Below are 12,559 nucleotides of genomic sequence, written 5' to 3' on the forward strand. Positions count from 1 at the left end.
TCAGAAGGCCATCAGGTCCTTTTCTTTTTCTTCCGTCGCCTTGGCGATCTGCGCTTCGAAATCCTTGATCAGCTTGTCGATGTCGGCGCTGGCGCGACGCTCTTCGTCTTCGCTGATTTCCTTGTCCTTGGACAGCTTCTTCAGGTCGCCCAGCGCATCACGACGGATGTTGCGCACGGCCACGCGCGCATCTTCAGCCGCAGCACGCGCCTGTTTGGTGAAGCCCTTGCGGGTTTCCTCGGTGAGCGGGGCCATCTTGATCAGCAGCAGCTCGCCCAGGTTGGTCGGGTTCAGGTTCAGGCCGGCGCTGCCGATCGCCTTGTCAATGGCCGCCAGCATATTGCGCTCGAACGGCACCACTTGAAGGGTCTGGTTGTCCTTCACGGTGACGTTGGCCACGCCGGTCAGCGGGGTGTCGGCACCGTAGTAAGGCACCATCACGCTGCCCAGGACGCTGGGGTGAGCCTTGCCGGTACGGATCTGGCCGAAGGCGTGATTCAGCGACTCCAGGGACTTCTTCATGCGCTCCTGCGCGTCTTTCTTGATTTCGTTGATCATTTTTGAACTTCCTCGATCAGAGTTCCTTCAGCACCACCATGCACGATGTTCAGCAGGGCGCCGGGCTTGTTCATGTTGAAGACGCGCAGCGGCATCTTGTGATCACGGCAGAGGCAGATTGCCGTCAGGTCCATCACGCCCAGCTTGCGATCCAGCACTTCATCGTAGGACAGATGATCGAACTTCTCGGCATGCGGGTCCTTGAATGGATCTGCAGTGTATACACCATCGACCTTGGTCGCTTTCAAGACCACGTCGGCATCGATTTCGATGGCGCGCAGGCAGGCGGCGGAGTCGGTGGTGAAGAACGGGTTGCCGGTACCGGCCGCGAAGATCACCACTTCCTTGGCGTTCAAGTGGCGCATGGCCTTGCGGCGGTCGTAGTGATCGGTCACCCCGACCATGGAAATGGCCGACATGACGATGGCGGTGATGTTCGCTCGCTCCAGCGCGTCGCGCATCGCCAGGGCGTTCATCACGGTGGCCAGCATGCCCATGTGGTCGCCGGTGACCCGATCCATGCCGGCTGCACTGAGCGCCGCGCCGCGAAACAGGTTGCCGCCGCCGATGACCAGGCCCACCTGGACGCCGATACCGACCAGTTGGCCCACTTCCAGCGCCATGCGATCCAGAACCTTCGGGTCGATCCCGAACTCTTCCGAGCCCATCAGGGCCTCGCCGCTAAGTTTGAGTAGAATGCGTTTATAGCGAGCCTGATGACCACTGCCCTGCTGAGCCATTGCGAATCTCTCCTGCGGCGTTTGTAAAAAATCTGGCGGGCTGTTTCAGCCTGCGCGTAACTCTAGCGTGACGCAGCGTCTGCGTCAGCGGATGGCGGTTGGATAAACCGCGGCCGCTTTGACAAAGAGGCTGCGCGCGTGAGCGGGCAGCCTCTTCGGGGCGACGAACGAGTCCGTCTTACTGCTTGGCGGCGGCGAGCTGGGCGGCCACTTCCTCAGCGAAGTTGTCGACCGGCTTCTCGATGCCCTCGCCTACCTTGAAGTAGGTGAAGGAGACGATTTCGGCACCGGCTTTCTTGGCCAGTTCGCCCACCTTGACTTCAGGGTTCATGACGAAGGCCTGCTCTTTGAGCGAGGCCTCTGCCTTGAACTTGGTGATACGGCCGTTGATCATGTTCTCGACGATGTTTTCCGGCTTGCCGGCGATCTTGTCGGCGTTCAGTTGCAGGAAGACATTCTTCTCGCGCTCGATGGCTTCGGCGGAAATTTCCGACGAGTCCAGGAACTCGGGGTTGGACGCAGCGACGTGCATGGCGATGTTCTTGGCCAGCTCGACGTCACCGCCTTTCAGAACGACCGCGGCGCCGATCTTGTTGCCGTGCAGGTAGGCACCGACCACGTCGCCTTCCACACGCACCAGGCGGCGGATGTTGACGTTTTCACCAACCTTGGCGACCAGCGCTTCGCGAGCGGCTTCACGCGAAGCGATCAGCGGAGCGGCGTCGGTCAGCTTCTGGGCGAAGGCTTCTTCCAGGCTTTCGGCAACGAAGGTCTTGAAGTCGTCTTGCAGGGCCAGGAAGTCGGTCTGCGAGTTCACTTCCAGCAGGACGGCGGATTTACCGTCGGTCTTGACTGCGATGGCGCCTTCGGCAGCGACGTTGCCGGCTTTCTTGGCGGCCTTAATGGCGCCCGAGGCGCGCATGTCGTCGATGGCTTTTTCGATGTCGCCGCCGGCCTTTTCCAGGGCCTTCTTGCAATCCATCATGCCTTCGCCGGTACGCTCGCGCAGTTCTTTGACCAGCGCTGCAGTAATTGCTGCCATTTCAAAATCCTCTTGGAAAGTTTTTCAACCATTCCACCCGTGCAACACGGGCGTTCAAATCGGTGGTTCCCTGTCATCGCTTCTGCCCGGCGAGTGTGGCGCATGCCGGCTGACAGAAGGATTTCAGGTGGCAAAAAGGGGGCCAAGCCCCCTTTTCGCGTGCCAAGTAGACGCCAGGCGGCAATTACTCGGCCGCTGGTGCCGCCGCTTCTTCAGCGTAGACTTCGGTGCCGCCGGCAACGTTGTTGCGGCCGCGGATGACGGCATCGGCCATCGAAGTCATGTACAGCTCGATGGCGCGAATGGCGTCATCGTTGCCTGGGATGATGTAGTCGACGCCTTCCGGGCTGCTGTTGGTATCGACGACGCCGATGACCGGGATGCCCAGCTTGTTGGCTTCGGTGATCGCGATGCGCTCGTGATCGACGTCGATGACGAACAGCGCGTCAGGCAGACCGCCCATGTCCTTGATGCCGCCCAGGCTGCGATCCAGCTTTTCCAGATCGCGCGAACGCATCAGGGCTTCTTTCTTGGTCAGCTTGGCGAAGGTGCCATCGTCGGCCTGGGTTTCCAGGTCGCGCAGACGCTTGATCGAAGCACGGATGGTCTTGTAGTTGGTCAGCATGCCGCCCAACCAGCGGTGGTCGACGTAAGGCGAGCCACAACGAGCCGCTTGCTCGGCGACCAGTTTGCCGGCCGAACGCTTGGTGCCGACGAACAGGATCTTGTTCTTGCCCTGGGCCAGGCGCTCGACGAACGACAGCGCGTCGTTGAACATCGGCAGGGTTTTTTCCAGGTTGATGATGTGGATCTTGTTGCGCGCGCCGAAAATGTACTTGCCCATTTTCGGGTTCCAGTAACGGGTCTGGTGGCCGAAGTGCACACCGGCCTTCAGCATATCGCGCATGTTGACTTGGGACATGATAGTTCCTTGATAAGTCGGGTTGGGCCTCCACGTATCCCAATGACCAACCCGCGGATCCATAGATCCCGGGCACCCAGGCCATCGTGTCGACACGTGTGTGGGTTGGTGCTCGCGGGGACACCCCCGAAAGCGGCGCATGTTATACCACAGGGCTGCGAAAGGAGGAAGCAGCTTGTGCTGGCAGACCATGCAGCCCGCTGCCCCCAGCTCTGGTAGAATGGCGCCTTTCCCGTTTTGTCGCGCGCAACGTCGCGCCGTAGAGAGCCTGTATGACCGTTACCATCAAGACCGCAGAAGACATCGAGAAGATGCGCATCGCTGGCCGCCTGGCCGCCGACGTCCTGGAAATGATCGAGGAGCACGTCAAGCCTGGCGTGACCACCGAGACCCTCAATCGCCTGTGCCACGACTACATCGTCAACGTGCAGCAGGCCATTCCGGCACCGCTGGACTACAAGGGCTTTCCCAAGTCGATCTGCACCTCGATCAACCACGTGGTCTGCCACGGCATCCCCAATGACAAGCCGCTGAAGAATGGCGACACCCTGAACATCGACGTCACCGTCATCAAGGACGGCTACCACGGCGACACCAGCCGCATGTTCCACGTCGGCAGCGTCGCCCCCTGGGCCGAGCGCCTGTCCCAGGTGACCCAGGAATGCCTGTACAAGGCCATCGAGCTGGTCAAGCCAGGTTGCCGCCTGGGCGACATCGGCGAAGTGATCCAGAAGCATGCGGAGAAGAACGGTTTCTCGGTGGTTCGCGAGTTCTGTGGCCATGGCATCGGCCGGGTGTTCCACGAAGAGCCGCAGATCGTGCACTACGGCAAGGCCGGTACGGGCATGGAGCTCAGGGAAGGCATGACCTTCACCATCGAGCCGATGATCAACCAGGGCAAGGCCGACACCAAGGTGCTGGGCGACGGCTGGACCGCCGTGACCAAGGACCACAAGCTGTCGGCCCAGTGGGAGCACACCCTGGTGGTCACCGCCACCGGCTACGAGATCTTCACCCTGCGCAAAGACGACACCATCCCCCGTACCTCGGCGTGACTCGAACTCAGGAAGGCGACCCGATGCCCCAGGTGGACCCAGAGCTGTTCGACCGTGGCCAGTTCCAGGCGGAACTGGCGCTCAAGGCAAGCCCCATCCCCGCCTTCAAGAAGGCCTTGCGCCAGGCCGGCGAGGTGTTCGACCGGCGTTTCAGGGAAGGCGCCGAGATCCGCGGCCTGATCGAGGATCGCGCGTGGTTCGTCGACAATATCCTGCAGCAGGCATGGGGGCAGTTCGACTGGGGCGACCTCAGTGGTATCGCCCTGGTGGCGGTCGGCGGGTACGGCCGTGGCGAGCTGCATCCCTGGTCGGACATCGACCTGCTGATCCTGCTGGAACGCGCCGACCATGAGCAATACCGCGAGGCCATCGAGCGTTTCCTGACGCTGTTGTGGGACATCGGCCTGGAAGTCGGTCAGAGCGTGCGCAGCGTGGAAGAATGCGCCGAACAGGCACGCGCCGACCTGACGGTGATCACCAACCTGATGGAGAGCCGCACGGTGGCCGGCCCCGAACGCCTGCGCGAGCGCATGCTGGAGGTCACCGGCACCTCGCACATGTGGCCGGGCAAGGCGTTCTTCCTGGCCAAGCGCGCCGAACTCCAGGCCCGCCACCACAAGTACAACGACACCGAGTACAACCTGGAGCCCAACGTCAAGGGCTCGCCCGGCGGGCTGCGCGACATCCAGACCGTGCTGTGGGTCGCGCGTCGCCAGTACGGCACACTCAACCTCAATGCACTGGCTGGCGAGGGGTTCCTGCTGGAGAGCGAGAACGAACTGCTGGCCTCCTCCCAGGCCTTCCTCTGGCGGGTGCGCTACGCCTTGCACATGCTCGCCGGCCGCGCCGAAGACCGCCTGCTGTTCGACCACCAGCGCAGCGTCGCCACCCTGCTAGGTTACGGCGACGAGAGTCCCAAGCGCACCATCGAGCAGTTCATGCAGCAGTACTACCGGGTGGTGATGAGCATCAGCCAACTGTGCGACCTGATCATCCAGCACTTCGAGGAAGTGATCCTGGCCGACGACAGCGGCAGCACCCAGCCGTTGAATGCGCGCTTCCGGGTCCATGACGGCTACATCGAAGCGGTCAGCGCCACCGTGTTCAAGCGCACGCCTTTCGCCATGCTGGAAATGTTCGTGCTGATGGCCCAGCACCCGGAAATCAAGGGGGTACGCGCCGACACGGTGCGCCAGCTGCGCGAGCAGCGCCACCTGATCGACGACAAGTTCCGCCACGACATTCGTAACACCAGCCTGTTCATCGAATTGTTCAAGTGCGAAGTCGGCATCCACCGCAACCTGCGTCGCATGAACCGCTATGGCGTCCTGGGTCGCTACCTGCCGGAGTTCGGCCTGATCGTGGGGCAGATGCAGCACGACCTGTTCCACATCTATACGGTCGATGCGCACACCCTCAACCTGATCAAGCACCTGCGCAAGCTGCAGTACACACCGGTGTCGGAGAAATTCCCGCTGGCCAGCAAGCTCATGGGCCGCCTGCCCAAACCCGAGCTGATCTACCTGGCCGGCCTCTATCACGACATCGGCAAGGGCCGCCAGGGCGACCATTCCGATATCGGCGCCGTGGATGCCCGCGCCTTCTGCGAGCGCCACCAGCTGCCGGCCTGGGATTCGCGACTGATCGTCTGGCTGGTGCAGAATCATCTGGTGATGTCCACCACGGCCCAGCGCAAGGACCTCTCCGACCCGCAGGTGATCCACGATTTCGCCCTGCACGTCGGTGACGAGACGCGCCTGGACTATCTCTACGTGCTGACCGTGGCCGACATCAACGCCACCAATCCCAGCCTGTGGAATTCCTGGCGCGCCAGCCTGCTGCGTCAGCTGTACACCGAGACCAAGCGTGCCCTGCGCCGTGGCCTGGAAAACCCGCTGGACCGCGAAGAGCAGATTCGCCAGACCCAGAGCGCTGCGCTGGACATCCTGGTGCGCGAGGGCACCGACCCGGACGACGTCGAGCAGCTCTGGTCGCAACTGGGCGATGACTACTTCCTCAAGCACACCGCCGCCGACGTGGCCTGGCACAGCGACGCGATCCTGCAGCAGCCGGCCGACGGCGGGCCGCTGGTGCTGATCAAGGAAACCACCCAGCGCGAATTCGAAGGCGGGACGCAGATCTTCATCTATGCACCCGACCAGCATGACTTCTTCGCCGTGACCGTGGCGGCGATGGCGCAGCTGAACCTGAACATCCACGACGCGCGCATCATCACCTCCAGCAGCCAGTTCACTCTCGACACCTACATCGTGCTGGATAACGATGGCGGCTCGATCGGTGACGATCCGCAGCGCGTCAAGCAGATCCGCCAGGGCCTGACCGAAGCGCTGCGCAACCCCGAAGACTACCCGACCATCATCCAGCGCCGCGTTGCGCGCCAACTGAAGCACTTCAACTTCCCGCCCCAGGTGACCATCCACAACGATGCACAGCGTCCGGTGACCATCCTCGAGATCACCGCTCCGGACCGTCCCGGCCTGCTGGCACGCCTGGGGCGGATCTTCCTGGAGTTCGACCTGTCGCTGCAGAACGCCAAGATCGCCACCCTGGGCGAGCGCGTGGAAGACGTGTTCTTCATCACCGACGCCGACAACCAGCCGTTGTCCGACCCCAACCTGTGTCGCCGCCTGCAAGAGGCCATCGTCCAGCAGTTGCAGGCCGGCCAGGCCAACGACACCAGCGCCACCCGCGTGACCTTCTGACGATTACGAGACCTTGCGCCGATGAACCATGCCTTGACCCAGCTTCAGCCCTACCCTTTCGAAAAGCTCCGCGCCCTGCTGGGCGGTGTCGAGCCGCCGTCGGGCAAGCGCGCCATCGCCCTGTCGATCGGTGAGCCGAAGCACCCATCCCCGGCGTTCGTCGCCCAGGCCCTGGCCGACAACCTCGACAAGCTGGCGGTCTACCCCAGCACCCTGGGGCTTCCCGCCCTGCGCCAGGCGATTGGACACTGGTGCGAACGTCGTTTCGGCGTGCCACAGGGGTGGCTGGATGCCGAGCGCCACATCCTGCCGGTCAACGGCACCCGCGAAGCCTTGTTCGCCTTCACCCAGGCCGTGGTGCAGCGCAGCGACGACGGGCTGGTGGTCAGCCCCAATCCCTTCTACCAGATCTACGAAGGCGCGGCCCTGCTGGCCGGCGCCACCCCGCATTACCTGCCTTGCCTGGAAGACAACGGTTTCAACCCCGACTTCGCTGCCGTGCCGACCGAGGTGTGGAAGCGCTGCCAGATCCTGTTCCTGTGCTCGCCAGGTAACCCGACCGGCGCGCTGGTGCCGATGGAAACCCTCAAGCAACTGATCGCGCTCGCTGACCAGTACGATTTCGTCATCGCCGCCGACGAATGCTACAGCGAGCTGTACTTCGACGAGGACGCGCCACCTCCAGGACTGCTGAGCGCCTGCGCCGAGCTGGGCCGCAGCGACTTCAAGCGCTGCGTGGTGTTCCACAGCCTGTCCAAGCGCTCCAACCTGCCGGGCCTGCGCTCGGGCTTCGTCGCCGGCGACGCCGAGATCATCAAGCCGTTCCTGCTGTATCGCACCTATCATGGCTGCGCGATGCCCCTGCAGACCCAGCTGGCCAGCATCGCCGCGTGGCAGGACGAAGCCCACGTGCGGGCCAACCGCGACCAGTACCGTGCCAAGTACGATGCCGTGTTGCAGATCCTGCAACCGGTCATGGACGTGCAGCGCCCGGACGGCAGCTTCTACCTGTGGGCCAAGGTGCCGGGCTGCGATGCCCAGTTCACCCGCGACCTGTTCCAGGCCGAGCACGTCACCGTGGTGCCGGGCTCGTACCTGTCGCGCGAAGTGGAGGGCGTCAACCCCGGCGCCGGGCGCGTGCGCATGGCGCTGGTGGCATCGCTGGCCGAGTGCATCGAGGCGGCCGAGCGGATTCGCGGCTTCCTCCAGGCGCATGGCTGAGCACCATCAGCGCACTGCGCCCAGGTTCGCCTCGTTCATGTCCAGCTCACCCAGCACCTGACGCACCACGTCATCGCCCACCAGGTGCTGGCGATGCAGGCTGTACAGTTCCAGGCGCTGGGCGCGCAGCGCACGCAGGCGCAGGCGCCGCTCCAGCAGGTTCATCTGCTCGGCCAGGGCGCGCGCTTCCGCGCTGTCGTTGTAGCGTTGCAACTGGTCGCGGTATTCGGCCATGAGCCGCGCCTTTAGCTCGACCGCCTGAGTGGCCAGGGCAGCATCCTGGGCAGCATCGGCATCCACTACGTCCTCCGCTTCCAGCGCGTGCACGGCGGCTTCGGCCGTGCGGCGCCACGCCTCCTTCACCTCCTCGTGCAGGCGCTCGTCCGGGCTCAGGGTGACCCCGCGCAGCAACAGCGGCAGGGCGATGCAGGCGCTGATCAACGACAACAGGATCACCCCGGCCGCGATGAAGATCAGCAGGTCGCGCTCGGGAAAGGCATGACCGGCGCTGATCAGCAAGGGTACCGACATGACGCCGGCCAGTGTCACCGCGCCGCGTACGCCACCCAGGGTCAGTAGCCAGCAGGAGCGTGCGCTGGGCACCATCACCAAGGCGGGCTTGCCGCGCCAGCGCCGCAGCGCGCCGATCGCACGCCACACGCTCTGCACCCAGATGAACCGCAGCAGCACCAAGGCCACGAAAATCGCGATCACGTCCAGGCAGCGCCAGGCCAACGTGGGCCACAGGGACGTCTCGTGACTGACCACCGCCTTGACGATGTCCGGCAGTTGCAGACCCAGCAGCAGAAAGATCAGCCCGTTGAAGGCGAATTCCAGCAGCGACCACACGCTGCGGTTGAGCAGTCGCGTGCTGGTCTGGCGCGGCAGCAAGTCCAGCCAGCTCTGCATCATCCCTGCTGCCACGGCCGAGAGAATGCCCGACACGCCCAGGCGCTCGGCGAGCACGTAGGCGGCGAATGGCAGCAGCAGCATGAACACCACGTGGGTAGCCGGATCGTCCCAGCCGCGGGCGATCATCCAGGCGCGCAGGCGCCCGACCAGCCAGCTCAGCGCCACACCTGCGGCCAGGCCGCCGATGGCCACCAAGGCGAAGCTCAGGCTGGCGTCGGCCAGGGAAAATACCCCGGTGATAGCCGCCGCCAGGGCGAACTTGAAAGTCACCAGGCCCGAGGCGTCGTTCATCAGCGCCTCACCCTGGAGCATGTGCATCAGCGGCTTGGGCAGGCGATCCTGAGTGATCGCCGAGACCGCGACCGCATCGGTCGGCGACAGCACCGCCGCCAGGGCGAAGGCGACCGGCAATGGAATGCTCGGCAGGATCCAGTGGATGAAGTAGCCCGCGCCGACCACGGTGAACAGCACCAGGCCCACCGCCAGGCCCACGACCGGACCGCGCAGCCGCCACAGCTCGCGCTTGGGCATGCGCCAGCCGTCGGCGAACAGTAGCGGCGGCAGGAACAGGAAAAGAAACAGTTCCGGGTCCAGCGCCACGTGCAGGCCCAGGGTCGGCCAGGCCAGCAGCGCACCTGCGCCAATCTGTACCAGTGGCAACGGAACAGGGAGCACCCGTCCGACCAGCTTGGAGACGCTCACGAGCATCAGCAGGATCAGGACGGTATAGGCTGACTGCATACGACAGGGCTCCTCGGGATTGAAGTACAGCGTGGCGAGATCGCATAGAGCGATGTCGCCCTTTGAAACAATATGTTAAAGCGAAATCGCGCGAGCGTACGATCCTGGAATGTGGGGCGTGGGTTGATACATAGCCGCTCAGCCAAAACCACGATGACTAAGTCAACATATAAAAATCACGATATTGACATATCTCGATATTGAAATTATTCTTCAGCCCTTCACACCTGACGCCAGACAGGCGCTGCGGCGGGTCCGTCCATCGCGAATGAGGCACAGGGACGTAGCTTGGCGAGCGCCAGATGACGCAGCTGCTGGGCGTCACCTCACGCGCAACAGGCCGCTTTGAATCTGTTTTTCTAGATATATAGGTATTTCAAATTGAAAGACTCCGTGTTGTTCACCCCCACCGACCTAGGCCCCTACACCCTGAAGAACCGCATCGTGCTGCCGCCTCTGACTCGCTCTCGCAGCAGTCAGCCGGGCAACATTCCGAACGACCTGATGGCAACTTATTATCGGCAACGCGCCGGAGCAGGCTTCATGGTCACCGAGGGAACTCAAATCGAGCCGCGGGGCCAGGGTTATGCGTGGACGCCAGGTATTCACAGCCCTGAGCAAATCCAGGGCTGGCGAAAAGTCACCGATGCCGTGCATGCGCAGGGTGGCATCATTTTCGCCCAGCTGTGGCATGTCGGTCGGGTTTCCCACACTTCGCTGCAGCCCAATGCACAGGCGCCGGTAGCGCCCTCGGCCATCGCTGCCGACAGCGTCAAGGTGTTCATCGAAACCGGCCCAGGCGCAGGGACGCTGGCCGCCCCCTCCATGCCCCGTGCGCTCACCACGGCTGAAGTCAAGGAGCTGGTGAAGCTTTACGCCCAGGCGGCACGTAACGCGCTCGATGCGGGCTTCGATGGTGTGGAGATCCACTGCGCGAACGGCTACCTGGTCAACCAGTTCATCTCGGCGCACTCCAATCGGCGTGAGGACGAATACGGTGGTTCCCTGAGCAATCGCCTGCGCTTCCTGCGTGAGGTCACCCAGGCCGTCGCCGATGTGGTGGGAAAGAACCGCACCGGTGTTCGCTTCGCGCCGCTGTTCGAGACCACCGACGAAGACCGCGTGTACCTGGGCCTTGTGGAAGACGACCCTCACCAGACCTACCTCGAAGCAGTGAAGGTGCTGCAGGAAATCGGCATCGCTTACCTGTCCCTCGCCGAGGCGGACTGGGAAAATGCGCCCGAACTGCCCGAAGCGTTCCGTGATGATGTTCGTCGCGCCTTCGAAGGTCGCATCCTGTACGCGGGCAAATACACCGCCGAGCGTGCGGTGCGAGTCATCGACTCAGGGTGGGGCGACCTGATCGCGTTCGGTCGTCCCTTCATTGCCAACCCAGACCTCCCCGAGCGCATCGCCAATGGCTGGCCGCTCAACCCCGTCGACCCCCCCAGCATGTACGGAGGCACCGACGAGGGCTATACCGACTACCCCACCTACAACGCCTGAAGCAGTGCCCAGGGGTGCCTGCACGAGGCCGTGAAGGCCAGGCCACTTCTCAGGCTGCTCACGGCAGGCGGCAGCGAAAACATGACATATCTAAATATTGCTATAGCATGGATTTCATAACCGCCTTTTCGACCACGGTCGCTGCCGATGAGGATGCGAGACCGTCGCGTGAAAAGCCCGTGGGCTAGCTCTTCATCGAGGCGGGTCACGGATCGAATCGACCAGCCTGGATGAACCCTGGAGTGTGCAAGATGAGCGTAGAACTGAGCGAAGCCCTGAAAGCGCTCGACAACCCCAAGCGTCTGCAGATTCTGTCGATGCTCCGAGAGCCTCGCAAAAGTTTCCCCGAGCAAGAAGTCGACCCCGATGAGGTGGGTGTGTGCGTCAGCATCATTCAGGCGCGCGTAGGGCTTTCCCAGTCGACCATTTCACTCTATCTCACCGCCCTTCAGCGAGCTCGCCTGGTGACATCGCAGCGAATCGGGCCCTGGACCTACTACAAGCGGGACGAAGGTAACATCGCCGCATTCCTGGAGCGATTGTCCGGCACCATCTGAAGCTCGCCGTGGGCACGGCGCGGGGTGTGCGCCAGCCGTGTCGCTCAGTTAGCGGCGCACACCGTCGGGTCGACGCGGCGCATGTCACTGATGCGGGTATGACACAAAGCGTTCCAATCCGGTGGGCAGCCAGCCGTGGCGCCAAGGGCAGCGTTGCCGCATAATCGGCCAACCCATTCCTCAAGGAGTAGAGGGTCGGCACGGCACCGCCGACGGCCCTGGCATTCAATGGCATATACGCTCTACGGCATCAAAGCCTGCGACACCATGAAGAAGGCCCGTACCTGGCTGGATGACCACGCCATCGGCTACGCCTTCCACGACTACAAGACCCAGGCCATCGACCGTGACAGCCTGACACGCTGGTGCGACGAGCATGGCTGGCAGGTCGTGCTCAACCGCACTGGCACCACCTTCCGCAAACTCGACGAGGCCAGCAAGGCCGACCTGGATCAGGCCAAGGCCATCGAACTGATGCTGGCCCAGCCGTCGATGATCAAGCGCCCGGTGCTGGATCTGGGCGACCGCACGCTGGTCGGCTTCAAGCCGGACCAGTACGCCGCGGCGCTCACCTGAATTCGC

General features: G+C 63.2%; 11 protein-coding genes. 6 read left to right on the forward strand and 5 right to left on the reverse strand.

The genetic code is table 11. The annotated features are described in order from the left end of the window. The 4 genes from frr to rpsB form a co-directional block, all read right to left on the reverse strand. Complete coding sequence (gene frr, locus IAE34_RS20710) at positions 1 to 558, reverse strand: ribosome recycling factor (protein ID WP_200140813.1); 558 nt, start codon at positions 556 to 558, stop codon at positions 1 to 3. After that, positions 555 to 1,298, reverse strand: coding sequence for a UMP kinase (pyrH, locus tag IAE34_RS20715; RefSeq protein WP_200140814.1), 744 nt, complete (start codon positions 1,296 to 1,298; stop codon positions 555 to 557). Before pyrH ends, frr begins: the two co-directional genes overlap by 4 nt. Positions 1,299 to 1,476: 178 nt before the next feature. Beyond that, positions 1,477 to 2,340 carry a translation elongation factor Ts gene (gene tsf / locus IAE34_RS20720; RefSeq protein ID WP_200140815.1) on the reverse strand — a complete coding sequence of 288 codons (864 nt, stop codon included), beginning with the start codon at positions 2,338 to 2,340 and terminating at the stop codon, positions 1,477 to 1,479. Positions 2,341 to 2,524: 184 nt separating this feature from the next. Further along, positions 2,525 to 3,262 carry a 30S ribosomal protein S2 gene (gene rpsB, locus IAE34_RS20725; protein ID WP_039579597.1) on the reverse strand — a complete coding sequence of 246 codons (738 nt, stop codon included), beginning with the start codon at positions 3,260 to 3,262 and terminating at the stop codon, positions 2,525 to 2,527. A gap of 272 nt (positions 3,263 to 3,534) precedes the next feature. Between rpsB and map the strand changes: the two genes are divergently transcribed. The 3 genes from map to dapC are packed head-to-tail and all read left to right on the forward strand — an operon-like array spanning position 3,535 to position 8,261. Beyond that, positions 3,535 to 4,317: a type I methionyl aminopeptidase gene (gene map, locus IAE34_RS20730; protein WP_200140816.1), complete on the forward strand. Its 783-nt coding sequence runs from the start codon at positions 3,535 to 3,537 to the stop codon at positions 4,315 to 4,317. 23 nt (positions 4,318 to 4,340) lie between these two features. Next, on the forward strand, positions 4,341 to 7,040 hold the full coding sequence (locus IAE34_RS20735; protein WP_200140817.1) for a [protein-PII] uridylyltransferase: 2,700 nt from the start codon (positions 4,341 to 4,343) through the stop codon (positions 7,038 to 7,040). Positions 7,041 to 7,061: 21 nt separating this feature from the next. Continuing rightward, positions 7,062 to 8,261, forward strand: a complete 1,200-nt coding sequence (dapC, locus tag IAE34_RS20740) for a succinyldiaminopimelate transaminase (protein ID WP_200140818.1) — start codon at positions 7,062 to 7,064, stop codon at positions 8,259 to 8,261. 6 nt (positions 8,262 to 8,267) lie between these two features. Here dapC and IAE34_RS20745 read toward each other — a convergent pair whose 3' ends face one another. After that, a complete protein-coding gene (locus IAE34_RS20745) occupies positions 8,268 to 9,914 on the reverse strand; it encodes a Na+/H+ antiporter (protein ID WP_200140819.1) in 1,647 nt (548 codons plus the stop codon). A 381-nt stretch (positions 9,915 to 10,295) separates the two neighbouring features. On the opposite strand from IAE34_RS20745, the gene IAE34_RS20750 reads away from it, so the two are divergent. From IAE34_RS20750 to IAE34_RS20760, 3 genes are all read left to right on the forward strand, one after another. Next, entirely contained in the window at positions 10,296 to 11,420 is a 1,125-nt protein-coding gene (locus IAE34_RS20750; RefSeq protein ID WP_200140820.1) for an alkene reductase, read from the forward strand. A gap of 251 nt (positions 11,421 to 11,671) precedes the next feature. Next, positions 11,672 to 11,977 carry an ArsR/SmtB family transcription factor gene (locus tag IAE34_RS20755; RefSeq protein WP_200140821.1) on the forward strand — a complete coding sequence of 102 codons (306 nt, stop codon included), beginning with the start codon at positions 11,672 to 11,674 and terminating at the stop codon, positions 11,975 to 11,977. 228 nt (positions 11,978 to 12,205) lie between these two features. After that, the gene (locus tag IAE34_RS20760) at positions 12,206 to 12,553 is read left to right on the forward strand and encodes an ArsC family reductase (RefSeq protein ID WP_200140822.1); all 348 of its coding nucleotides are present in this window, start codon (positions 12,206 to 12,208) and stop codon (positions 12,551 to 12,553) included. Positions 12,554 to 12,559: the final 6 nt, after the last annotated feature.

Source organism: Pseudomonas sp. S30, from assembly GCF_016518545.1.
In the GTDB taxonomy this organism is placed as follows: Bacteria; Pseudomonadota; Gammaproteobacteria; order Pseudomonadales; family Pseudomonadaceae; genus Aquipseudomonas.

Bases quoted from the DNA above. Each gene is read 5' to 3' on its own strand.
- IAE34_RS20735 (WP_200140817.1), top strand. From the start codon at position 4,341: ATGCCCCAGGTGGACCCAGAGCTGTTCGACCGTGGCCAGTTCCAGGCG.
- dapC (WP_200140818.1), top strand. From the start codon at position 7,062: ATGAACCATGCCTTGACCCAGCTTCAGCCCTACCCTTTCGAAAAGCTC.
- tsf (WP_200140815.1), bottom strand. From the start codon at position 2,340: ATGGCAGCAATTACTGCAGCGCTGGTCAAAGAACTGCGCGAGCGTACC.
- IAE34_RS20755 (WP_200140821.1), top strand. From the start codon at position 11,672: ATGAGCGTAGAACTGAGCGAAGCCCTGAAAGCGCTCGACAACCCCAAG.
- IAE34_RS20745 (WP_200140819.1), bottom strand. From the start codon at position 9,914: ATGCAGTCAGCCTATACCGTCCTGATCCTGCTGATGCTCGTGAGCGTC.
- pyrH (WP_200140814.1), bottom strand. From the start codon at position 1,298: ATGGCTCAGCAGGGCAGTGGTCATCAGGCTCGCTATAAACGCATTCTA.
- map (WP_200140816.1), top strand. From the start codon at position 3,535: ATGACCGTTACCATCAAGACCGCAGAAGACATCGAGAAGATGCGCATC.
- rpsB (WP_039579597.1), bottom strand. From the start codon at position 3,262: ATGTCCCAAGTCAACATGCGCGATATGCTGAAGGCCGGTGTGCACTTC.
- IAE34_RS20760 (WP_200140822.1), top strand. From the start codon at position 12,206: ATGGCATATACGCTCTACGGCATCAAAGCCTGCGACACCATGAAGAAG.
- frr (WP_200140813.1), bottom strand. From the start codon at position 558: ATGATCAACGAAATCAAGAAAGACGCGCAGGAGCGCATGAAGAAGTCC.